Origin of the sequence: Rhodopseudomonas palustris (assembly GCF_003226555.1) — a bacterium.
In the GTDB taxonomy this organism is placed as follows: domain Bacteria; phylum Pseudomonadota; class Alphaproteobacteria; order Rhizobiales; family Xanthobacteraceae; genus Rhodopseudomonas; species Rhodopseudomonas palustris_I.
Window position 1 is genome coordinate 385,495 of the sequence record NZ_QKQS01000006.1, and the last position, 22,340, is coordinate 407,834.

18 protein-coding genes are annotated in these 22,340 nt (G+C 65.6%); 3 read left to right on the forward strand and 15 right to left on the reverse strand.

All coding sequences use genetic code 11. The annotated features are described in order from the left end of the window. Genes DNX69_RS03730 through bchF form a run of 7 tightly spaced genes read right to left on the reverse strand, consistent with a single transcriptional unit; the run spans position 1 to position 10,184 of the window. The gene (locus tag DNX69_RS03730) at positions 1-1,434 is read right to left on the reverse strand and encodes a BCD family MFS transporter (RefSeq protein WP_110784654.1); all 1,434 of its coding nucleotides are present in this window, start codon (positions 1,432-1,434) and stop codon (positions 1-3) included. Then, on the reverse strand, positions 1,431-2,132 hold the full coding sequence (bchM, locus tag DNX69_RS03735; RefSeq protein ID WP_110784655.1) for a magnesium protoporphyrin IX methyltransferase: 702 nt from the start codon (positions 2,130-2,132) through the stop codon (positions 1,431-1,433). The genes DNX69_RS03730 and bchM overlap by 4 nt, the downstream gene beginning before the upstream one ends. Then, positions 2,132-3,070 (reverse strand): ferredoxin:protochlorophyllide reductase (ATP-dependent) iron-sulfur ATP-binding protein, encoded by a 939-nt coding sequence (bchL, locus tag DNX69_RS03740; protein ID WP_110784656.1) that lies wholly within the window; start codon positions 3,068-3,070, stop codon positions 2,132-2,134. Before bchL ends, bchM begins: the two co-directional genes overlap by 1 nt. Next, the gene (locus DNX69_RS03745) at positions 3,067-6,813 is read right to left on the reverse strand and encodes a magnesium chelatase subunit H (protein WP_110784657.1); all 3,747 of its coding nucleotides are present in this window, start codon (positions 6,811-6,813) and stop codon (positions 3,067-3,069) included. Before DNX69_RS03745 ends, bchL begins: the two co-directional genes overlap by 4 nt. After that, entirely contained in the window at positions 6,788-8,410 is a 1,623-nt protein-coding gene (bchB, locus tag DNX69_RS03750; protein WP_110784658.1) for a ferredoxin:protochlorophyllide reductase (ATP-dependent) subunit B, read from the reverse strand. Before bchB ends, DNX69_RS03745 begins: the two co-directional genes overlap by 26 nt. Before the next feature lie 2 nt (positions 8,411-8,412). Continuing rightward, on the reverse strand, positions 8,413-9,702 hold the full coding sequence (locus DNX69_RS03755; protein ID WP_110784659.1) for a ferredoxin:protochlorophyllide reductase (ATP-dependent) subunit N: 1,290 nt from the start codon (positions 9,700-9,702) through the stop codon (positions 8,413-8,415). Then, on the reverse strand, positions 9,699-10,184 hold the full coding sequence (bchF, locus tag DNX69_RS03760; RefSeq protein ID WP_110784660.1) for a 2-vinyl bacteriochlorophyllide hydratase: 486 nt from the start codon (positions 10,182-10,184) through the stop codon (positions 9,699-9,701). Before bchF ends, DNX69_RS03755 begins: the two co-directional genes overlap by 4 nt. A gap of 279 nt (positions 10,185-10,463) precedes the next feature. Here bchF and DNX69_RS03765 point away from each other — a divergent pair, with 279 nt between their 5' ends. Together DNX69_RS03765 and DNX69_RS03770 are read left to right on the forward strand one after the other, a co-directional pair. Beyond that, on the forward strand, positions 10,464-11,396 hold the full coding sequence (locus DNX69_RS03765; RefSeq protein WP_234826832.1) for a cobalamin B12-binding domain-containing protein: 933 nt from the start codon (positions 10,464-10,466) through the stop codon (positions 11,394-11,396). A 60-nt stretch (positions 11,397-11,456) separates the two neighbouring features. Next, complete coding sequence (locus DNX69_RS03770; protein WP_110784662.1) at positions 11,457-12,119, forward strand: heme oxygenase (biliverdin-producing); 663 nt, start codon at positions 11,457-11,459, stop codon at positions 12,117-12,119. Positions 12,120-12,152: 33 nt separating this feature from the next. Here DNX69_RS03770 and DNX69_RS03775 read toward each other — a convergent pair whose 3' ends face one another. Beyond that, a complete protein-coding gene (locus DNX69_RS03775) occupies positions 12,153-14,348 on the reverse strand; it encodes a GAF domain-containing protein (protein WP_110784663.1) in 2,196 nt (731 codons plus the stop codon). Then, positions 14,349-15,737, reverse strand: coding sequence for a transcriptional regulator PpsR (gene ppsR / locus DNX69_RS03780; RefSeq protein WP_110784664.1), 1,389 nt, complete (start codon positions 15,735-15,737; stop codon positions 14,349-14,351). It abuts the gene before it with no gap. 322 nt (positions 15,738-16,059) lie between these two features. Here ppsR (DNX69_RS03780) and DNX69_RS03785 point away from each other — a divergent pair, with 322 nt between their 5' ends. Further along, entirely contained in the window at positions 16,060-16,479 is a 420-nt protein-coding gene (locus DNX69_RS03785; RefSeq protein WP_110784665.1) for a c-type cytochrome, read from the forward strand. A 181-nt stretch (positions 16,480-16,660) separates the two neighbouring features. Here DNX69_RS03785 and DNX69_RS03790 read toward each other — a convergent pair whose 3' ends face one another. Genes DNX69_RS03790 through ppsR (DNX69_RS03815) form a run of 6 tightly spaced genes read right to left on the reverse strand, consistent with a single transcriptional unit; the run spans position 16,661 to position 22,303 of the window. After that, positions 16,661-16,933 (reverse strand): hypothetical protein, encoded by a 273-nt coding sequence (locus DNX69_RS03790; protein WP_110784666.1) that lies wholly within the window; start codon positions 16,931-16,933, stop codon positions 16,661-16,663. 33 nt (positions 16,934-16,966) lie between these two features. Continuing rightward, positions 16,967-17,431, reverse strand: coding sequence for a TspO/MBR family protein (locus DNX69_RS03795; RefSeq protein ID WP_110784667.1), 465 nt, complete (start codon positions 17,429-17,431; stop codon positions 16,967-16,969). Between the two features lie 20 nt (positions 17,432-17,451). After that, positions 17,452-18,657, reverse strand: coding sequence for a geranylgeranyl diphosphate reductase (locus DNX69_RS03800; RefSeq protein ID WP_110784668.1), 1,206 nt, complete (start codon positions 18,655-18,657; stop codon positions 17,452-17,454). A 1-nt stretch (position 18,658) separates the two neighbouring features. Then, positions 18,659-19,981, reverse strand: coding sequence for a BCD family MFS transporter (locus DNX69_RS03805; RefSeq protein ID WP_110784669.1), 1,323 nt, complete (start codon positions 19,979-19,981; stop codon positions 18,659-18,661). Positions 19,982-19,983: 2 nt separating this feature from the next. Next, entirely contained in the window at positions 19,984-20,877 is an 894-nt protein-coding gene (gene chlG / locus DNX69_RS03810; protein WP_110784670.1) for a chlorophyll synthase ChlG, read from the reverse strand. Beyond that, positions 20,870-22,303, reverse strand: a complete 1,434-nt coding sequence (gene ppsR / locus DNX69_RS03815; protein ID WP_110784671.1) for a transcriptional regulator PpsR — start codon at positions 22,301-22,303, stop codon at positions 20,870-20,872. Before ppsR (DNX69_RS03815) ends, chlG begins: the two co-directional genes overlap by 8 nt. Positions 22,304-22,340: the final 37 nt, after the last annotated feature.

The following is a 22,340-nucleotide window of genomic DNA, read 5'->3' on the forward strand; positions in this document are numbered from 1 at the left end:
TTAACCTGGAAATTCGGCGAGGCCGAATTTGGCTGACGACTGCGCGTAGTCCATTCGTGTCGTGCGCACGAGCGGACCAACGGCAACGAGCGTTGCGAACAGCAACGCAATCTCGATGTAGTAGACGAAGCAGTAACCGATCGCCGGCCCCGACAGCACGGCGCCGAGCGCACCGTCACTGGCGAGCGAAGCGACGGCGTCGCGAATGCCGCCGCCGAGCAGGATGCCGCCGCCGGCTGCGGTGGCCTGCACTGCGCCCCACGTACCGAGCGCCATTCCTGAATCGCTGCGCGCCGCCACCGCCATCGCCGCGGTCAGCGTGCCGGCCGCGAACAGGCCGCCGCCGAAACCGATCAGTGCGGTGCCGACCCTGAACAGCAGCGCCGATTGCGCCGGGGCCGAAATCACCACAGCCGCGAAAGCGAACATGCCGATCATCGCGCCGAGCCCTGCGAGCCGATACGGATCGCCGGCACGGCCGAGCGTGCGCGCCGCCAGCGCGAAGCCCGCCAGCGTGCCGAGCGCGAAGAACGCGGTCAGTGCCGTGGTCTGCCCGACGGTGAGCTGCAGCACCTGGGCGCCGTAGGGCTCCAGCAGAATGTCCTGCATCGAGAACCCGGCGGTGCCGAGCGCGACCGCGACCAGCATCCGGGTCGAACCGCCGGCATCGCGGAACTGAGCCCAGGACTCGGCGAATTGCGGACGCCGGCGCGAAGCGGACGTCAGCGCCGGATTGCGGGCTTCCTGCTTCCACAGCGCGACGATGTTGAGCAGCAGCTGCATCACTGCCACGCCCTGGATCACCTGAATCAGACGAAGCTCGCTGAAGTCGCGCAGCAGCTCGCTGAAGATCAGCGCGCTGCCGGTCATACCGACCAGCAGCATCACATAGAGAAACGCCACCACCCGCGGCCGGGAATCTTCCGGCGCGATATCAGTGGCGAGCGCGAGCCCGGCGGTTTGCGTCGTATGCAGACCGGCGCCGACCAAAAGGAACGCCAGCGCCGCACCGATCTGGCCGTACACCGCCGGATAGGCGCCCTCGCCCGACAGCACCAGCAGCGCGAACGGCATGATGGCGAAGCCGCCGAACTGCAGCAGCGTGCCCATCCAGATATACGGCACCCGGCGCCAACCGAGCACCGAGCGGTGATGGTCGGACTTGAAACCGATCAGCACGCGGAACGGCGCGAACACCAGCGGCAGCGACACCATCAACGAGACCAGCAGCGTGGTCACACCGAGCTCGACGATCATCACCCGGTTGAGCGTGCCGTTGAGCAGCACGACCGAGGCGCCGACCGAGACCTGGAACAGCGACAGACGCAGCAGACGACCGAGCGGAAGCTCTTTGGTCGCCGCGTCGGCAAACGGCAGGAAACGCGTGCCAAGACGCATCCAGCCTTTCGCCAATGTCGCCGCCAGCTGGCTCATCGTCGAACCATCTCCAGGGCCTGCGAGGTGTAGAAGCCGGACGACACCCGATGGGTGCGGCCGGGCTGCCATTGCGCCAAGAGCGGCTCTGCCGCCACCAGGCTGCGGAGTGTTTTTTCGCTGATCGGCTCGATCGCCGGCGCGCGGTCGGAGCGCGGGAAGAACCCGCCGACGAAATGCATCACCGTCAAAAGCGGAGTCTTCGGGGCGAACGTCACCGCCATCGACTGATGGGTGCGCGAGGCGAGCGTCGCCAGCATGCGGCAGATGTCGTGCGGCAGGTAGTGGATCAGCGAGTCCATCGCGACCACGAAGTCGAATTCGCCGAGTTCGGGGTCGAGCATATCGCCGGAGCGGAAGTCGATCGCGGCCGGATCGATGTCGGCCGGCAGACGCTCACGCGCCACCGCCACCAGCGTCGGCGACAGATCGATCGCAACGATCTTGGCACCGCGCCGCGCCGCCTCGATCGACAGCGCGCCGGTGCCGCAACCGGCGTCGAGCAGCCGGGTGCCGGTCATGTCTGCCGGAAGCCACGACAGCAGCGTGCTCCGCATTTCGTCGCGGCCAGCGCGCACGGTGGCGCGAATGCCGCTGACGGGAGCATCCGAAGTCAGCTTGGCCCAGGTGTCGGCTGCGGTGCGGTCGAAATAGGTTTCAAGCTCGCCGCGTCGCTCGATGTAGCTGCCCAACGCCATCAATCAAATCCCAAGAGATCAAAGATGTCGCGATCCTTCAGCGGCTTGCCCTGGACCGGGGGTTCCTTCGCCTCCCACAATTCAGTGGCGAGCCGAAGATACTCATTTTGCACAGCTTCGATTTCTGCGGTGTGATCCATCTCAAAAAGTGTCATCTTTTTGAGACGGCTCTTCCGGATGACATCGAGATCCGGCAGATGCGCGACGCGATTGATACCGGTGCGCTCGCCGAACTTGTCGATCTGGTCGGTTTCGCGGCTGCGATTGGCAATCAGTCCCGCCAGACGGACGCTGTAGTTCTTCGACTTCGCCTGGATCGCCGCGGCGATGCGGTTGGCGGCGAAGATCGAATCGAAGTCGTTGGCGGCGACGATCATCGCTCGCTCGGAATGCTGCAGCGGCGAGGCGAAGCCGCCGCACACCACGTCGCCGAGCACGTCGAAGATCACCACGTCGGTGTCTTCGAGCAGATGGTGTTCCTTGAGCAGCTTGACGGTCTGGCCGACGACGTAGCCGCCGCAGCCGGTGCCGGCCGGGGGACCGCCGGCCTCGACGCACATCACGCCGTTGTAGCCCTCGAACACGAAGTCTTCGGGGCGCAGCTCCTCGGAGTGGAAGTTCACCGACTCCAAGACGTCGATCACCGTCGGCATCAGCTTCTTGGTCAGCGTGAAGGTGGAGTCGTGCTTGGGATCGCAGCCGATCTGCAGCACGCGCTTGCCGAGCTTGGAGAACGCCACCGACAGGTTCGACGACGTCGTGCTCTTGCCGATGCCGCCCTTGCCGTAGATCGAAAACACCTTGGCGGAGCCGATCTTGACGTCGGGGTCGAGCTGGACCTGGACGCTGCCGTCGCCGTCGCCCTCGGCGCATTTCGACGCGTTGAGGTCGGCGCAGCCAGAGGTCTTCAGCTTCAGGGGATCAGTCAGGATGTTCATGCGGCCACTCCCACGCCTTCCAGGCGATCCTCGAGCTCTTCGCCTGCCTTGCGCAGGGTCTCGAGCATTTCCGGGTCCGGAGACCAGTAGTTGCGTTCGTGCGCTTCGATCAGGCGGTGGGCGACCTTTGCCGAAGCCACCGGATTGAGCGCGGCGAGGCGTGCCCGCATTTCAGGGTCGAGCACGAAGGTCTCGGTGAGCTGCTTGTACACCCACGGGGCGACTTCGCCCGTGGTCGCCGACCAGCCCATAGTATTTGTCACGTGCTCTTCGATCTGCCGCACGCCTTCGTAGCCATGCTTGAGCATGCCCTCGTACCACTTCGGATTCAGCATCCGCGTGCGAGTTTCGAGCGCGACCTGCTCCGACAGCGTCCGCACCGTGCCGGCGCCGCGGGTCTGGTCGCCGATATAAACCGGCGCCGCCTGGCCGCCCTTCGCCTTGCGCACCGCGCGGCTGATGCCGCCGAGCGTGTCGAAGTAATGATCGACCGTGGTGACGCCGAGTTCGACCGAGTCGAGGTTCTGATAAGCGAGATCGACGTCGGCCAGCGCGCTCTTGAGCAGGTCGGCGTGCTGCACCGGCTGGCCCTTGAGGCCGTAGGCGAAGCTCTTGCGCTTGGTGTAGGTGTCGGCGAGCTCGTCCTCGTCTTCCCAGCGGCTGTTCTCGACCAGATGGTTGACGTTGGAGCCGTAGGCGCCGTCGGCATTGCCGAACACCCGCAGCGACGCCGTCTCCATGTCGCATTTGTGCTCGGCCTGATAGGCCAGCGAGTGCTTGCGGATGAAGTTCTGCTCGGCCGGCTCCTCGGCGCTCGCCGCCATGAAGGCGGCTTCGGCCAGAAGCTTGATCTGCAGCGGCAGCAGGTCGCGGAAGATGCCCGACATCGTGATGATCACGTCGATGCGCGGTCGGCCGAGTTCTTCCAGCGGGATCAGGTCGGCACCGGCGAGACGGCCGTAGCCGTCGAACCGCGGCCGCGCCCCCATCAGCGCCAGCGCCTGGCCGATCGGCGCGCCTTCGTTCTTCAGGTTGTCGGTGCCCCACAGCACGATCGCGACCGTCTCGGGCAATTGATTGCCTTCGGCGATGTGCTTGTCGATCAGACGCTGCGCCTGTTTGGCACCGTCCTGCAGCGCGTAGGCCGACGGGATCCGGAACGGATCGAAGCCGTGCAGGTTGCGGCCGGTCGGCAGCACCTGCGGCGTGCGCAGCAGATCGCCGCCCGGCGCCGGCCGGATGAACTTGCCGTCGAGCGCGCGCAGGATCGCGGCGAGTTCGTGATCCTCGGCGAGCAGCTTGTCGATGCCGGCCAGCTCCTTGAGCATGTCGAGATTGGCCTGCGCTTCCGGACCATTGCCCGACAGATGTTCGGGATGGCCGCCGCGCACCAGCGCTTCGAGCATCGCCTTGTCGGGACGCTTGCCGTGCATCGCATCGGCGACCGCTTCCAATGTCTCGACCCGTTCCTCTTCGGACGGCACGTTGCCGACCACATGGAGGCCGTGCGGGATCAGCGCGTACTCCATTTCGAGCACCGCATCGGCCAGCTTGGCGATGGCCGCCCCTGCCTCCTCGGCGGTCCAGGCCGGCTCGGCCGGGACCAGATCGAGGCCGGCGGCCTGCGCCTGCACCAGCGTCGCCAGATTCTCGCGCTCGGTCTCTTCCTCCGGCGTCAAGCCGCGCCAGCGCTCGAGCGAGGATTTCAGTTCGAGCAGCCCGCGATACAGACCGGCATGCGCGACCGGCGGCGTCAAATAGCTGACCAGCGTCGCCGCCGACCGCCGCTTGGCGATCGCGCCTTCCGACGGGTTGTTGGAGGCGTACAGATACATGTTCGGCAGATCGCCGATCATGCGGTCCGGCCAGCAGGTCCCGGACAGGCCGGTCTGCTTGCCGGGCATGAATTCGAGCGCGCCGTGGGTGCCGAAATGCAGCACGGCGTGGGCGCCGAAATCCTGCTTCAGCCAGCGATAGAACGCCGAGAAGGCGTGCGTCGGCGCGAAGCCCTTCTCGAACAGCAGCCGCATCGGGTCGCCTTCGTAGCCGAACGCAGGCTGCACGCCGACGAACACGTTGCCGAAGCGCTCGCCGAGAATGAAGATCGACGAACCGTCGCTCTGATGCTTGCCGGGCGCCGGACCCCACTGCGCTTCGATCTCGCGCAAGTAACGCTCGGCCTTGACGTGATCGCCGGCCATCACCCGGGCATGGACGTTGGCATTGGCGCCGAACCGCGCCGCATTGCCGGTGATGATCGCCTCGCGCAACGCGTCGACGCTTTCGGGCACCTCGACGGTGTAGCCTTCAGCCTTCATCGCCTTCAGCGTGTTGAACAGCGACTCGAACACGCCGAGGAATGCCGCGGTGCCGGTGTTGCCGGCGTTCGGCGGGAAGTTGAACAGTACCGCAGCGACCTTGCGGTCCTTGCGCTCGCTCCGCCGCAGCGCGATCAGCCGCGCCGTACGCGACGCCAGCATCTCGGCGCGCTCGGCGCAGACATGCATGTCGCCGCCGCTCTCGTTGCGCTCGAACTTGCAGAACTTCTCGCAGCCCGGGCAGGCGACGTTGCCGCCGTCGGAGCGACCGCCATAGACCATCGGATTGGAGCAACCGTCGAGCTCGGGGATCGCCACCATGATGGTGCTTTCCACCGGCATCAGGCCGCGGTCCGACGTGGCCCACTGCTCCAGCGTCTGGAACTCGACCGGGTGCGCCGACAGATACGGCACGTCTAGCGCGGTGAGGATGTCCTCGGCCGCCTTGGAGTCGTTGTAGGCGGGACCGCCGACCAACGAGAAGCCGGTGAGCGACACCACCGCGTCGACGACCGGGCGGCCGTTCTTGATGAAGAATTTCTCGATTGCCGGACGCTGATCCAGCCCCGATGCGAACACCGGGATGACGTGCAGTCCCTTGGCCTCGAACGACTCCAGCATGCCGTCGTAGTGACCGGCGTTGCCGGCGAGCAGATAGGAGCGCAGCAGCAGCACGCCAACCGTACCCTTGGCCTCGGCCGGGCCCGTCGGAAGCTTGTCGACCGTCTCGGCGATCCGCCCCTTCATCTTCGGGTGGTACACGCCGATGTCCGGATATTCGACCGGCGGTTCGACCTTGGCGACGCCGCGCAGCCCCTTGCGCGGGCCATTGGCGTAACGGTCGATCAGCAGACGCACCATATTGGCGATGTTCTGCTCGCAGCCGGCCAGCCAGTACTGCAGCGTCAGGAAGTAGGCGCGCATGTCCTGCGCGGTGCCGGGCACGAAGCGCAGCAGCTTCGGCAGCTGCCGCAGCATCTTCATCTCGCCCTTGCCGGCCGAGCCTTCGTGCTTCTTGCCGCGCAGCTTCTTCAGCCAGTTGATCATGCCGAGCGCTTCGGCGCTCATGTCGAACTTGCCGATATGGGTGAGCTTCACCACTTCGGCCGCCGACATGCAGCACACGATCGCGTCGCATTCGGTGCGGCGCGCCTGCAGCGCCGGCATCACCGCACGGACGTGATCGTCCATGAACAGCATGGTGGCGATGATGATGTCGCCGGTGGCGATGTCGGCGAGGCAGCGCTGCAAGGCGTTGCCATCGCTGCCCCACTCGTCGGCGGAGTGCACCGTCAGCTCGAGTCCGGGATAATCCTTCCGCAACACGTTGCGAGCACGTGCGGCGGCACCGGACAAATGGCTGTCCAGCGTGACGATGACGACCCGAACCGGGGTCTTGTCAGCGGGCGAAGTGCGCTTTGGCATCGTACAAGGTCTCGACAGTAATGGTTGCGACACCATTTTCGTTGGCGAAGCGCTCGGTATTTCGTCGAGCCTTGCCGCGGACGAAGAACGGTATCTTCAGCAGTTCCTTTTCGGCTTCCGGCGCCCACACAGCTCCCGAAGGAGCGGTTGCGACCGGGACCGGTTGAGATGCTGCACCGTCGAGAACCGGCGCGCTTTGCGGCAGCGCAACCGCGACCTCCGCCGCTGCAGGCGCGGAAGCGGGTGCGTGGCCAGTGCCGAGATGCGACGGCAGCGCGCCGTCCTTGAATTCGAAATCGTCCTTGAACATCGCCAGAAGATGCTCTTCGAGGCCCATCATCAGCGGATGGACCCAGGTGTCGAAGATCACATTGGCGCCTTCGAATCCCATCTGCGGCGCGTAGCGCGCGGGGAAATCCTGAACGTGCACCGGCGCCGAGATCACCGCGCAAGGCACGCCGAGGCGCTTGGCGATGTGGCGCTCCATCTGGGTGCCGAGCACCAGCTCGGGATGCAGTTCGGCGACCTTGGCCTCGACTTCCAGATAATCGTCGGTGATCAGCGCCTCGACGCCGTATTTCGCCGCCGCCTCGCGGACGTCGCGGCCGAATTCGCGGCTGTAGGTGCCGAGCCCGACCACCTTGAAGCCGAGCTCTTCCGATGCGATCCGCGCCGAGGCGATCGCATGGGTGGCATCACCGAAGATGAAGACGCGCTTGTTGGTGAGATAGGTCGAGTCGACCGAATGCGAGTACCACGGCAGCCGGGTCGAGGCCGCCGCCAGCACCGGCTCCGGATCGACGCCAGCGAGGCCGGCGACTTCGCGCACGAATTCGCGCGTCGCCGAGACGCCGATCGGAACGGTCTTGGTGAACGGCTGATGGAAGATCCGCTGCAGCCAGGAGGCGGCCTGCGAAGCGACCTCCGGATACAGCACGACGTTGAAATCGGCCTCGCCGAGCCGGGTCAGATCGACCGGCGTCGCCCCCATCGGCGCCACCACATTGACGTCGATGCCGAGCTGGCCGAGCAGCCTGGTGATTTCGGTGACGTCGTCGCGATGACGAAAGCCGAGCGCAGTCGGCCCCAGCAGATTGCACTTGGCGCGCTCGCCTGGCGCACGCTCGGGCCGCTTGGTGCCGGGCGCCGGCGCCTTCGGACCGGCGATCGCACGCACGAGCTGATAGAACGTCTCCGACGCGCCCCAGTTTTCCTTGCGCTGATAGGCCGGCAGATCGATCGGGATCACCGGGATCGAAAAACCGAGCGACTTGGCGAGCCCGCCCGGATCGTCCTGGATCAGCGAGCCGGTGCACGAAGCACCGACGATCATCGCCTGCGGCTTGAACCGCGCATAGGCATTGCGGGCCGCGGTCATGAAAAGCTCGGCGGTGTCCTTGCCGAGATCGCGCGCCGCGAACGTCGTGTAGGTCACCGGCGGCCGCTTGTTGCGGCGCTCGATCATCGTGAACAACAGATCGGCGTAGGTGTCGCCCTGCGGAGCATGCAGCACGTAGTGCAATTGCTCCATGCCCGTGGCAACGCGCATCGCGCCGACATGGGGAGGGCCTTCATAGGTCCATACGGTGAGCTGCATGGTCAGGCCACCAACTTGGCGCGCCGCACCAGCGGCCGCGCGAACAATTCAGCAAGATCGGCCGCCTGCTCGTATCCCTGGATCGGGGTGAACACGAGTTCGATCGACCATTTGGTGGTGATGCCCTCCGCTTCGAGCGGATTGGCGAGGCCGAGGCCGCACACCACGATGTCGGGACGCGCCAGCCGGCAACGATCGAGCTGATCGTCGACGTCCTGGCCTTCGGTCAGCGCGACACCCGCCGGCAACAGTTTCAGCTCCTCGGCGAGCTGCTCGCGATGCAGATACGGCGTCGCGACTTCGACGAGCTGCATGTCGAGCTCACGCGACAGGAAACGCGCCAACGGAATCTCGAGCTGTGAATCGGGGAAGAAGAAGATCCGCCGGCCGCCCAGCTCGCTCTTGAACGCAGCGAGCGCGCGCTCGGCGCGGGCGCGATTGGGCGCCGTGACTTGCTCGAACTTCGCCGGATCGATTCCGAACGCATCGGCCGCCGCACGCAGCCAGCCGGTGGTGCCTTCGACGCCGAGCGGAAACGGCGCCGCGAGGCGCTTGGCGCCGCGCTCTTCCAGCGCCCGCACCGTGTCGGGCAGGAATGGCTGTGCCATCAGAATCTTGGTGTTCGGCCCGACGCTCGGCAGCGCGGTCGATTTGCGCGGCGGGAAGAACGCGACGTTGCGAACGCCGAGCGCGTCGAACATCCGCATGAACTGATCTTCGACCACGTCGGCGAGCGAACCGATCACCAGCAGCGACGTCTCGGCGCTGGTCTGCGCCGGCAATTCCGGCACCAGCGACGCCAGACAGGCGTCCTCGCCTTGCGTGAAGGTGGTTTCGATGCCGCTACCGGAATAGTGCAGAATGCGCACCTCCGGAGAGAACCGCTGCGACAGCCGCAGCGCTGCGCGCGACAGATCGAGCTTGATCACTTCCGACGGGCACGAGCCCACCAGGAACAAAAGCTTGATATCGGGCCGGCGCGCCAGCAGCTGAGTGACCACGCGGTCGAGCTCGTCATTGGCGTCGGTGAGACCGGCCAGATCCTTCTCTTCCATGATCGCGGTGCCGAACCGCGGCTCGGCAAAGATCATCACGCCGGCAGCCGACTGGATCAGATGCGCGCAGGTACGCGAACCGACCACGAGGAAGAACGCATCCTGGATCTTGCGATGCAGCCAGACGATGCCGGTCAGCCCGCAGAACACTTCGCGCTGACCGCTCTCGGTGCGGATCTCGCGCGACACCAGCTGATCCGCGGTCGCGGTCGAACAACCTGTGACATGAACGGTCATGCGCGTCCCCCGGACACCGAAGGCTCACGCAGGCCGGCCAGCCGCTCGTCGCGGCGCGCAGCGCGCAGCTTGAGCACGAACTGAGTTGCGTTGATGACGTAGGCCGCATAGGCGGCGAGCGCGACGTACATCTGATCGCGCGCATCGCCGAGGCCGAAGAACAGCATCACCAAATAGGCGGTGTGCAGCGCCAGGACCAGGAAGCTGAACACGTCTTCCCAGAAGAATGCGGGCGCGAACAAGTAACGACCGAAGACCTCGCGCTCCCAAATCGCGCCGGTGATCATGATGGTGTAGAGCACCAAAGTCTTGATCACGACCGACACGGTCGCAGCGGTGTAGCCATCGCCGGTACCGAGATAGCGCAGCACCAGCCCAAGGCTGATCAGGAAGACCACGAACTGGACCGGCGCCAGGATCCCCTGCACCAGCGTCCATTTTGTTGCGTCTCGGCGAACCCGCTCTTCGGGCGTGTAAAGCATCTTAACTGTCTGCTTTTGCTCAGGATCCGCACCAACGGTACCATTATGCTGCACAGCACACTCCGCGCCCGTCATGTAAAGAACGTTTGACACATGCGTATCGCGGTGGTGCGATACCTGAACGCTTGATTGGGAGGCCGGGACTGTCGCACCGAGACCCTCTTTTTCTTGATCTGATGCTGACGAACGATGCACCGCGCCACTCCCTAAAGTGCGGCTGATCAACAAAGGCTAGTCTCCACTTATGCCACTGTCAATCAAACCATACGTAAATTAAACTTGACGGCCTGTCGGCCGTCAGCCTTAAGTCGAGGTCAGGGAGTACCGCTCATGACGGACTGGGACGACCATCCGATCGCGGCGATTGCCGACGCTGAACCGGCCACTTTCCCGGCCCCTGCCCTGCCCCCACCCATTCCGGAGCCGCTGTGGCGGGCGCGACCACCGCTGCAGACCTCTGCCATTGCCCTGTCGCTTCGATCGCTCGCCCATTCCCGGATCAAGCTGCGCACAGACCCACTTCCGAACATGTCCGCCCCGGTCGATCCTGGTACGCCTTTCGGTGTGCAGCACTTCACTTTGCTGGTTCTCGGTCACGACGAGGCTGCCGCCTTCGATTACGTGGAGAGTCTTATCGCGCGGGGGACTGCCACCGAATTGATCTTCCTCAACCTGCTCGCGCCGACTGCGCAGCGTCTCGGCGAGATGTGGGAGGACGACACTGCGAACTTCCTGAACGTCACACTCGGCGTGAGTCGGCTGCAACGGATTCTTCGCCATCTCGGCGAAAGCGTCGCCGATGATCACCGCGTCAGTGGCAGCGGCACGGTGCTACTGACGACGATTTCCGGCGAACAACACAGCTTCGGGCTGACCATGGTCGCCGAGTTCTTTCGGCGCGACGGCTGGGACATCTGGACCGGCCCGTTCGACTCGCACCTCGAGTTGATCTCGTTGGTCCAGGACCGCGCGTTCGACGTGGTGGGATTTTCGATTGGCGGCGATCGACACCTCGATCAACTGAAGCGCGACATCGAGAACATCCGTCGCGAGTCGCGCAATCGCCACGTCGCAATTCTGCTCGGCGGCCCACTTCTGGTCCACCAGCCGGAATTGGTCAGCGCCACCGGTGCGGACGGCTACGCGATCGATGGCTCGACTGCGCCGCGGCTCGCGCGCGTTCTGGTCCACGCCGCGCGAAACAGGGGTTGACATCGGCTCGCACCCGCGAATCGATCTCTGCTATAAGGCGTCCTGCATTGGAGGCCTGATATGGTGGTGGAAGCAGCGGAGCGCGGCGCCGTCGATAGCGTCGTGACCGCGTTATATGTGCGAACCCGGCAATTGCATCTCGAAGCGGAGAAGTCGGGCATCCTCGCAGACATCCTACACGGCACCGCGGGGCGCGACAGCTACACGCTGCTCTTGCGCAATCTGCATCCGGCCTATCGGGCGCTCGAGGCCGGCATCGAGCGCCACCGTGACAATCCGATCCTGGCGCCGCTGGCGGCGCATCCGCTCGCGCGGACACCGGCGATCGAATCCGATCTCGTCGCTCTGGCAGGCGCAGAATGGACCGAACGGCTACCGGTGCTGCCTGCGGCGGAAGCTTATGCCGAGCGGATCACCGAGGTCAGCGAAGGCGACGGCAGCCTGCTGATCGCGCACGCCTACACCCGCTATCTCGGCGATCTGAACGGCGGACAGATCGTGCGGCGGCTGCTGGAAAAGACCATGCGGCTCGGCCCGGACGAATTGGCGCACTACGATTTCTCCGCGATCGGCGATCCGGCGACGCTCAAGACCGACTATCGCAACGCGCTGGAACGCGCCGGGACTGCGGCCCCCGACAAGGCCGCGGTCGTCGAAGAGGGCGCGGTGGCATTTACCTGCAACATCGCGCTGTCGATGGACGTGCAGCGGCACTTCGCCTGAGGGCTAGCCTTCCGCGGCAAGCTGAGGCGCGAACTACGTATTGTTGCGCGATCCGCCCTCGCCATCTTCGCTACGCGTGGTGCGGGCGGAATGCTGCACCAGGTGGCCGAGGACTTCGGCAGTGCGCAGCATCGACTGCCGCACGCCCTCGAGCAGTTCGGCGATCCGTCCGGTTTCGACACCGTAGGTAATTTCCAGCGCCGCGAGCTGCGCATTCTCGACCAGCGCCGACAACAGCTTCTCGTGCAGCAGGTCGGATTTCGAATCCAGCCGAACGCCGGGTCGTGCGCTGGCGAGCAGGCCCTCCTGGAACCTGGTGCGAGCCGCTTCTGCCGTGCGACGATCGGTAGCGTCGCTGAAGATCAACACGAAGCCAAGCGCCCGATCGCGCGACGGGGTCACCGGATCGGCGCGGACCAGCAGCGGCTGCGGCGCATTGCCGGAGCCGCGCAGCAGCACCTCGCCGCGCCAACCGCGGCCGTAATCGAGCAGTTCCGCCACGTTGAGCAGGAAGTCGCGCGATTCGACGAACAGACCGGCGAGATCCTCCAGATGCCCCAGCGGGGGCGTACCGGCCGGCAACATCGCGCGAAATGCGTCGTTCATCAGCACGACGTGGCCGTCGGCATCGGAGATCAGCACGGGCTGAAGCGAAGCGTCGAGCTGGCCGGAAAATTGCTCGTATTGCTCGCGCGCGATCAGCGTCCGCACCGCACGGAATTGCAGCACGATGTCGGCGACGGTCTGGCCGATATTGCGAGCCGCGGCGAGATCGGCGGCAGTCCAGGGATCGGACGTTCCCTCGACCACCTGGTGCCACTTGGCAAAGGAGCGCCGCGGCGACAGATCGGCCGGGGTGTCGCCCATCGTGAACGGCTTCTTCGGATCGCCGCCCCAGGTGACGGTGTGGACGCGCTCGGGACGAAACCAGATCAGCAACTCGCCGCGATGATCCGAGATCGGAGCGGCCACCACGCCACTCGCCTCTCGGGTCAGATGCGCCAAGTGCGGCACGTCGAGACCGAGCGAAGCGGTCGAGGTCACCAGCGACCGCGGCAAGCCATCGAGCCAGGCTGCGATCGCGCGGATGTCCTGGGTGCTGGGCACTTCGCCAATCGTTCTGATCTGGCCCTCGTAGATCAGCGCGCAGCCGGCGGCCGCGAGCGGCTGCAGGATCGATTGCGCAGTGTCGAAAATCGCCGGACGCCAGTCGCCCTCGCGGGTGATCGATTCGATCATGCGCTGCTCGAGCCGCTGGACGAACAGCTCCGACTGACTCTGCGCGAAACTCTCCAGCGCGGTGATACGGGTCGCGATCGCCTCGGCGAGCAGCTCGCAGATCGCGCGCAATTCGAAATGAATGAAGCGTGGCAAATAATGATGGCAGGCGACCAGCCCCCACAGCTTGCCGCCGACCACCAGCGACACCACCAACGTGGCGCGCACGCCCATATTCTTCAGGTACTGAAGATGGATCGGCGACATCGAGCGCAGGAAACAGCCCGACATGTCGAGATCGCGCCCGGTCAGTGGCGACAGCCGCGGCTCGATCGGCACCGGCTGATAGCCGACGTCGACCAACACGCGCACGCGCTGGCGCTCATAGAGCCGACGCGCCATCTGCGGGATGTCCGACGACGGATAGCGATTGCCGAGATAGGATTCGAGGCCGGGGACGTGGCGCTCGGAGAACACCTCGCCGTGGCCCTCTTCGTCGAAGCGATACACCATCACCCGGTCGTAACCGGTGCGTTGCTGGAACAGCAGCGCGGCATCGTCACACAGCGCGCGCAGCGAACCTGCGCCGCGAATCCGCTCCAGCGCCGGCGCCAGCGTGCCCGACAGATCGATCGGGGGGCCGGCACGTTCGAGTTCGATCACGAGACCGCCGTCAGGCGGCCGGTGGATCAGCCCGTCGTAATCGGCAGCCGGCTCGCCGATCCGACAGCGCACCGCGACCGGCGCGCCCGTGTGAGTGGGATCGAGATGCGGCAGGATCTTGATCAGGAGATCGCCGTCGATCTCGGCGAGCGGAACACCGAGCACCCGTTTCAGATTCAGGAATTCGGCCGCATTGGCGCTGGCCTGGATGACACGATGGTCCGGCTCGCTGACGATCAGCAGCGCGCCGTGCGGCTGAATCGAGCCGGCGAGATGGATCTCTTCACGTTCGCAATTCGAAAGATCAGCTGTCCCAAATGCCGGGCTGCTCGAGGCAATAGCTGCCACTCAATCCTCTGCGTCGTCTGGAGCACCGTCCGCGTCGTCCAGAACAGCGGGATCGGCACCTTTGTCGTCGAATCCATATCGATTGAGCTTGGCATAAAGACTCTGCCGGCTCAAACCGAGTAATTCGGCGGTGGCGGTCCGGTTCCCTCTCGATCGCAGCAGAGCTTCCTTGACGTAATGCTGCTCGACGATGCTGACCGCATCCTTGACCAGCTTGCGCAGCGAAGTTCTCCCGAGTTGCCGGCTGATCGGCCCGAGCGCGTGATGCAACGGGTCGCTATCGGCCGCGCCGTCGAGCCGGCGCGACACGTTGCGGATCAGAACGGCGATGTAGTTGTCCTCGTCGCCGTCGACGGCCGAGATCTCGATGTCGGTCTCGGTGCCGAGCTCGCCACGAATCGTCGTCTGGAACAGGCGGACGGCATTGAAGCGGCGCAGCAGCGTCAACAAGCTGGACAGGTCGGCGCCGGGCCGCCCCAACCAACGTCCGAGCGAACAACCGATCGCCGCCGGTTTCGACCCGACCTGCACCAGATCGAGAAATGCCTGATTGACGTGATGGATGACACCGGTCGAATCCATCGCCACGAAACCGTCGGGGACGCGGTCGATCAGCCCCCGCAGCATCGTGTCATCGTCGGCCTCTTCGACGACGGGCGCGGTCGCGACCGGGGTGAAGTGCAGCAAAAATACCTGCCGCCGGTCCGCCGACATCATCGAGCCGCGCAGGGTCCACGCCCGACCGTGGCGACCGAAATGAACCAGGACGCTCAGCGCCGAGCCACGCTCGCGAACCCGCGCCAGCATGTCGCAAACGGCATCCCGATCTGCGGCAGCGACCTGGGCAAGAAAGTCATTCCCGGCCAAATCGTTATCGTTGTTGCCGCGATCGCCGCCAATCGCGTTGATCGCAGCACGATTGGCCTCCACGATCCGAAAGTCGCCGGCGGTGACGATCATCACGGCATCAGCAGCAGCGTCGAACACCAGCCGGTAGCGCGTCTCGAGTTCACGCAGTCGCCAATAGTCGCGCTCCATCGACTGCTGCGCGGCGATCAGCCGCGAATGCAGCTCGCTGACCGCCTGCATGTTCTTGCCGACCGCGATCATCCCGGTGCGGTCGCCCAGCAGCATGGTGGTGAATTCGATCGGGATTTCGACGCCGCTGGGGAAGGTCTGATTGACTTGGCGGAAGGCCGAAATTCCGCTCCGCCGGGCATCATCCATGATGCGGCGCACACTCTCGTCGCCGGCGATGTCGCTCCACCGCCGACCGAGCCAGCCATCGACACTCTCAGTCGCCATTGCCGGCGACAATGTCACCTCTCGAATCACCCCATCCATGTCGAGCAAAAGGGTGACGTCGGCGTGAACGGATTTTGCGACCATCGGCTCCGCTCGCACACAGCAGGGCGTCAATACGACGCATTGTCGAGAGACTGCCGTGTTCACAAGGACTTAGTCGTCCTGCCCGGCCATGGCAAGAGTCTTCCGCAGGCTCACACCGGAAAATTAGCCGAATTGCCTACATGGAAATAAAATTTCGAAAGATCAACGTCATCAAGCAGAATTGCTTCCTGCAACCTGTCGTCATTCACGTTAGAACGACTTTACAGAACGGTTCAGAAGGGGTTTGGATGCGACTGTCTGTCGTGGCTTACAAGGCCCAGGGTCGCTCGACGCCAAAGACGGGTTCTTCAAGGAGAGAGACGTGGTCAAAAAAATTCTCGCAATTGTCAGCATCGCCGCCACCGCGGGCGCTCTGTCGGTCGGCTCGGCCGCGGCCCAGGACGCCGCGAAGGGCGAAGCCGTGTTCAAGCAGTGCATGACCTGCCACCGCGCCGACAAGAACATGGTCGGTCCGGCGCTGGCCGGCGTGGTCGGCCGCAAGGCGGGCACCGCTCCGGGCTTCAGCTATTCGCCGCTGAACCACCACTCGGGCGAAGCCGGTCTGGTCTGGACCCAGGAAAACATCATCACCTATCTGGCCGATCCGAACGCCTTCCTGAAGAAGTTCCTGACCGACAAGGGTCATGCTGATCAGGCCGTCGGCGCCACCAAGATGACCTTCAAGCTGGCCAACGAGCAGCAGCGCAAGGACGTGGTCGCCTATCTGGCCACCCTCAAGTAAGTCGTCCGACTTCACTGACGTAGGGACGTCACGAGGGCTTCGGTTCGCACGAACCGAAGCCCTTCGTGTTTTTGGGTGCTTGTTTTCAGATGCGTGTTTTCCGGTGGGTGTTTTCGGCAGCCGCCTGTTGTTGAAGGCGCCCTGCCGCGCCCGGAGCGTCGGCCGCGGCGCCTGCCCGGCCTCAGCGCCAGCGCCGCAGCACGTCCACTAGATGCGCGCCGCCGGCGGCGAGCAGGCACAAAGTCGGCACCAGCCAGCCCGCGCCGGCCAGCACGGCGCGCAGCGCCAGCAGCATCAGCGCCCCGGAAATCATCCCCGGCAGGAAATCGGCCGGAGCGATGCCGCGCTTGCGCCACAGCCAATAGCCGATCACCGCGGCCGCCTCGACCACGAGGAAGATCAGCACCCAGTCGACGAACGCGCCGCTGGCGAACAGTTCGGACATCATCTGCATGGCAGCCCTCGGCGCGGCACCATCGTCACCCGTTCAGAACGGCGTGTTCAGCGCGACCACGGTCCAGTTGAGATAGGCCGCGAAGCTGACCCAGATCAGATACGGCAGCAGATAGTAGCTCGCGGTACGGGCATTGCGCCAGAACACGACGACGCCGATCAGCACCGACAGCCAGAGCAGCGGCACTTCCAGCAGCGCCCAATCCGGCCGCCGCACCGTGAAGAACAGCATGCTCCACAGCACGTTGAAGAAGCCGTTGGCGGCGAACAGCCCGATCACGAGATCGCGCTGCGCGCGGCTGCGGGCGCCGCGCCAGGCGTACACCGCCGACATCGCGGCGAGCGCGAAGATCACCGTCCAGGCCGGACCGAACGCCCAGTCCGGCGGCTGCCACCACGGCTTCACGAGGCTTTGATACCAAGTTCCGGTGTCGGTCAGCGAACCGCCGAGCAGACCGACGAAGATCGCGACGGCGGCCGCGACAAAGATCGGATTCACGAGGCCACCGCCTGTAGCAATCAAACCGACGCCAGCCCCGTCATGTGGGCCAGGTTCTTGAAGAAGATCCGAACATGCGCGATCGGCTTGGCTCGCACCAGCCTTTTGTTCATGTAGGAATCCCACGTCAGCTTCTGGACGTCGCGATCGCGGCAGATGCTGACGAATTGTTCGCGGCGCTTGTCGTTGGCGTACCAGTACCATTGCATCAGGCCGAGGATCCGGAACACCGAGCCGTTGTCGCGCATGAAGCGCTTGCGGGCGAGCTTCAGCGCCTTGGCGTCGGCGGTCTGCAGGAATTCGCCGACCGCTTCGGCGGCGAGCCGGCCGCCGAGCAGCGCGTAGTAGATGCCCTCGCCCGAGGCCGGCGCCACCACGCCGGCGGCGTCGCCGGCGAGCAGCACGCTGTGGCCGTCGTCCCAGCGCGGCAGCGGATGCAGCGGGATCGGCGCGCCTTCCTTGCGGATGGTCTCGACCTCGTCCAGCCCCGTCTGCTTGCGCAGCTCCGCCACCGAATCACGCAGCGAGAAGCCCTTGTGCATCGAGCCGGTGCCGACGCTGACGGTCTGGCCGTGCGGGAACACCCAGCCGTAGAAGTCCGGCGAGACGTGGCCCTGGTAGTACACGTCGCAGCGCCGGCTGCCATAGGCGGCCTTCTGCTCCGGCTGCGGCGCCTTGATGATCTCGTGATAGGCGAACACGAACGGCACCCGGTCGGCGTCCTTCAGGAACTGTCGCGCCACGCCCGACACCGCGCCGTCGGCGCCGATGATCGCGCGGCAGCGCACCGTCTGGTCGGCCATCGTGCCGTCGGGCCCGCGCTCTTCGTAGTGCACGGTGTTGACGCCGGTTTCGTCGCGGCTGAACCGCTTGAACAGACCGGTGCGCCGTTCGGCGCCGACGGTGGCGGCGCGCTGGCGCAGCCACTCGTCGAAATGCTCGCGGTCGACCATGCCGACGAAGCCGCCGTCGATCGGCATGTCGACCTCGACATTGCTGGGCGACACCATCCGCGCGGCGTTGATCTTGGCCACCAGCATGCTGTCGGGAATCGCGAAGTCCTGGATCGCGCGCGGCGGAATCGCGCCGCCGCACGGCTTGATCCGGCCGGCGCGGTCGAGCAGCACCACGCGCTTGCCGGCGCGCGCCAGATCACACGCCGCGGTGGCGCCGGCAGGGCCGCCGCCGACCACCACGACATCGTAAATTGCGGAGTTCTCGCTCATTTCAACCTCCGGCTACTGCTGCGTTGGACAAATCGACGGCACGACGGTTCTGCGCGCGATGCACCCACACGGCCATCGCAGCCGAAACCAGGAACAGACCGGCTTCCGCGGCGAACACCGCCGCATAGGACAGCGCCGGCGACGACAGGATCAGCCGCGCCAGATCGCTCGCCAGGGTGCCGATGAAGCCGCCGATCCCGAACGCGATCGCCTGCGCGGCGCCCCACAGCCCCATCCGCACGCCTTCGCGATGCTCGCCGCCGGCGCCGACCAGTTCCATCATCGAGCCGATCGCCGCGACCGCATAGGCGCCGTTGGTGACGCCGAGCATGAACACGGTGGCGCGCAGCGGCCAGGACGGCCCGATCATCGCCGCCGACGACAGGCCGAGCAGCGCGATCGCCGAGGCGACGCAGCCGCCGATCGTCCACAATTGCAGATTGCCGCGCGATTTCGGAAACAGCGCGCCGATCATCGGCACCATCGCCATCCCGATCAGCGTGCCGCCGTGCTGCACGCTGGACAGCTTGGTGGTCTCGCCGGGCGTGAAGCCGAACACCGCGCCGGCGAACGGCTCCAGGATCAGGTCCTGGGCGCTGTAGGCCAGCATCGACACGAACACGAAGATCGCGAACCGCCGCGCCTGCGGCTCGTGCCAGACGTCGGCGAACGCCTTGCGGAACGATTCCTGCTGCGCCGCCGGCTTCGCCGGTGCGGCCGCAGCGGCGCGGCCTTCGACGCCCCAGACGCCGAGCAAGGTCAGCACCATCGCGATCAGCGACACGCCGCCCGAAACCGCGACCAGCCGCTGCGGCGAGAACGGATCGAGCAGATGCCCGGCGATCGCGGTGGTGACGATGAAGCCTGCGATCATCATCACCCAGACGATGGTGGCGGCTGCGGCGCGGCGCTTTTCATCGACCCGCTTGGCGAGCAGCACCAGCAGCGACGTGCCCGCGGCCCCGACGCCGCCGCCGATCAGGCAGAACGCCACGATCGCCAGCGCCGTGCCGGCCAGCGGCTGCACCGTCATCAGCGCGGTCGCGCGGGCGGCGAGAAACCCGCCGAGCGCCAGCACCGCCATGCCGCCGATGATCCATGGCGTGCGGCGGGCGCCGCGGTCCGAACCATGCCCCCAAGCCGGACGGAACACCTGCAGCGCGTAGTGAATCGCCACCAGCGCGCCGGGCAGCATCGCCGGCAGCGCCAGCTCCACCACCATCACCCGGTTCAGCGTCGAGGTGGTCAGCACCACGATGGCGCCGAGGCCGGTCTGCACCAGCCCCATCCGAACAATGCCGAGCCAGGACAGCGGACGCATCATGATCAGGCAGCTCCGAACGACGACACGGCGACGGCGCTGGCCATCATGCCGGAAACATACAGCGCGACACCGAGGCCCGAGAACCAGGTGGCGCGTTCGACCGGCGAGCGCAGAAACCGAACCATCAAGACGAGTTGGACGGCGAGCACGAAGCCGACGATGTCGGCCTGGATCGGCCGATCCCACGACAGCAGCAGCGCCACCACGATCACCTGCGGGATCGCCATCACGGCACAGAGCACCCGCGCGGCGTTGTCGACGCCGAGCTTGACCGGCAGCGAACCGACGCCGGTCTTGATGTCGCCTTCGATCGACTTGAAGTCGTTGAGCGTCATGATGCCGTGCGCGCCGGCGCTGTACAGCAGCGCCAACGTCACGATCCACCACGGCGGCAGGCCGGCGAGCATCACGGCGGCGCCGGTGAACCAGGCGAAGCCCTCATAGGTGATGGCGCAGGCGGCGTTGCCGAGCCAGCCGTTCTGCTTCAGCCGGAACGGCGGCATCGAATACATCCAGGCCAGCACCAGCCCGAGCGCCGCGGCGCCGAACACCCAGGCGCCGAGCAGGCTCGCCAGCAGCAGCGAAGCGGCCGTCCACAGGAACGACAGATACAGTCCCCACCGCCCCGGAATCCGCCCGGACGGAATCGGACGGTTCGGCTCGTTGATGGCGTCGACGTCGCGATCGAACCAGTCGTTGACCACCTGGCTGGTGGCGACCAGCAGCGGACCGCACAGCACGATGCCGGCGATCACCTCCAGCCAGCGGCTCGAGACCGGCACGCCGGCGGAAACCACGCCGCAGGCGAACGCCCACATCGGCGGAAACCAGGTGATCGGGTGCAGCACCTCGAGCACCGCCGACGGCGCCGGACGCAACGCCACACTGTTACTCATCGACTCCGTCTCCTTCCGGCGCGTGTTCGGCCAGACCGTAGCGGCGCAGCTTGACGTACAGACTCTGCCGGCTCAATCCGAGCATATCGGCGGCCGAGGCGCGATTGTCTCCGGTCAGTTCCAGCGCCGCTTCGATCGACAGTTTCTCGATCACATCGGTGGTCTCGCGCACCAGATCGCGCAGCGGCACCCGGCCGATCAGTTCGGTGAGCTGCGCCACCGAGCGCGGCAGTTCCCGCTTCGACGTCGCCGCAGTGGTCAGCCGCTTCTCGACATTGCGGATCGCAAAGCCGAAGCAGGGTTTGTCTTCGACGTCCTTCAGCGCCACCGCCGAGACTTCGACCTCGGCAGCCGCACCGTACTCACCGCGCAGCACCGTGGCGAACAGCTTGATCGCGCCGCTTTGCCGCAGGTTGGCGAGCGCCACCGACAGGTCGACCCCGGTGCGGCCGAGCCAGCGATCGAGCAATTCGCCGCGCGCCTGCTCGGCGCTGCCGAGTTGCGCCATTTCCAGGAACGCCAGATTGGCGCGCACGACGCGGCCGTCATATTGGGTGACCACCAGCGCATCGGCCGCCGATTCGAAATACTTGACCAGCAACGACGTGCCTTTGGCGTTGCCGATTTCAGGCGAGGCTCCGTGCGGCGCCAGCCGCACCAAGAACAGCGAGGCGTTCTCCTGACGGAACAGCGACGCCGACAATTCGCATTCCCGCTCGCCGTCGGCGAGCTTGATGCGGGCGCGGCCGTCACGGCCGCTGGAGCGCACCTCGGCGAACAGGCTCAGAACGGTCTGCTGATCGGCGCCGCTGACGAAACCGAGCACGGGCGCATTCAAAGCTTGCGGTGCGCTGGTGTCGAACAGCGCGAGCGTCGCCGGATTGGCGTCCACGATCAGTTCACTGGTCGCATCCACGATCATCACTGCTTCCGACGACACCTGGAACAGCAGCCGGTATCGCGTCTCGGCGTGCCGCAGCCGGATGTAGTCACGTTCCATCGATTGCTGGGCGTTGATTAGCCTCTGTTGCATGGTCGCGAGTTGACGCAGATCACGACCGACCACCAGCAGGCGATCCTCTCGCCCGAAATTGATCGCCGAATACAGCACCGGAATGTCATCGCCGTTCAGCGAGGGGTGGTTGACCTGGCGCCAGACCGGCACATCGCGCAACGTGGCGTCGAGCAACAACTCGCGAATCTTCGGCTGAGTGTCGGAGGTGACGATGTCGACCAGTCGCGACCCGAGCCAACGGCCCTGGCGATCGAGTTCATGCGCCAGTTCGTCTTTGTTGAACGCCGTGTCTCGGATCATGCCCTGCTGATCGATCACCAGCGCGACATCGGTCGCGGCAGCGATCAGTTTCGCAGCGGCCTGGGCCCCGAGATCCCCCAGCGACTCCTTCGGAGATTTGAACACTTGCACCAGGGCAAATATCCTCCAGCGAGAACTCGTCCTCCAC

Excerpts from the sequence above, each read along its gene's own strand:
- DNX69_RS03730 (WP_110784654.1), bottom strand. The coding sequence starts at position 1,434 with ATGAGCCAGCTGGCGGCGACATTGGCGAAAGGCTGGATGCGTCTTGGC.
- bchM (WP_110784655.1), bottom strand. The coding sequence starts at position 2,132 with ATGGCGTTGGGCAGCTACATCGAGCGACGCGGCGAGCTTGAAACCTAT.
- bchL (WP_110784656.1), bottom strand. The coding sequence starts at position 3,070 with ATGAACATCCTGACTGATCCCCTGAAGCTGAAGACCTCTGGCTGCGCC.
- DNX69_RS03745 (WP_110784657.1), bottom strand. The coding sequence starts at position 6,813 with ATGCCAAAGCGCACTTCGCCCGCTGACAAGACCCCGGTTCGGGTCGTC.
- bchB (WP_110784658.1), bottom strand. The coding sequence starts at position 8,410 with ATGCAGCTCACCGTATGGACCTATGAAGGCCCTCCCCATGTCGGCGCG.
- DNX69_RS03755 (WP_110784659.1), bottom strand. The coding sequence starts at position 9,702 with ATGACCGTTCATGTCACAGGTTGTTCGACCGCGACCGCGGATCAGCTG.
- bchF (WP_110784660.1), bottom strand. The coding sequence starts at position 10,184 with ATGCTTTACACGCCCGAAGAGCGGGTTCGCCGAGACGCAACAAAATGG.
- DNX69_RS03770 (WP_110784662.1), top strand. The coding sequence starts at position 11,457 with ATGGTGGTGGAAGCAGCGGAGCGCGGCGCCGTCGATAGCGTCGTGACC.
- ppsR (WP_110784664.1), bottom strand. The coding sequence starts at position 15,737 with ATGGTCGCAAAATCCGTTCACGCCGACGTCACCCTTTTGCTCGACATG.
- DNX69_RS03790 (WP_110784666.1), bottom strand. The coding sequence starts at position 16,933 with ATGCAGATGATGTCCGAACTGTTCGCCAGCGGCGCGTTCGTCGACTGG.
- DNX69_RS03800 (WP_110784668.1), bottom strand. The coding sequence starts at position 18,657 with ATGAGCGAGAACTCCGCAATTTACGATGTCGTGGTGGTCGGCGGCGGC.
- DNX69_RS03805 (WP_110784669.1), bottom strand. The coding sequence starts at position 19,981 with ATGATGCGTCCGCTGTCCTGGCTCGGCATTGTTCGGATGGGGCTGGTG.
- chlG (WP_110784670.1), bottom strand. The coding sequence starts at position 20,877 with ATGAGTAACAGTGTGGCGTTGCGTCCGGCGCCGTCGGCGGTGCTCGAG.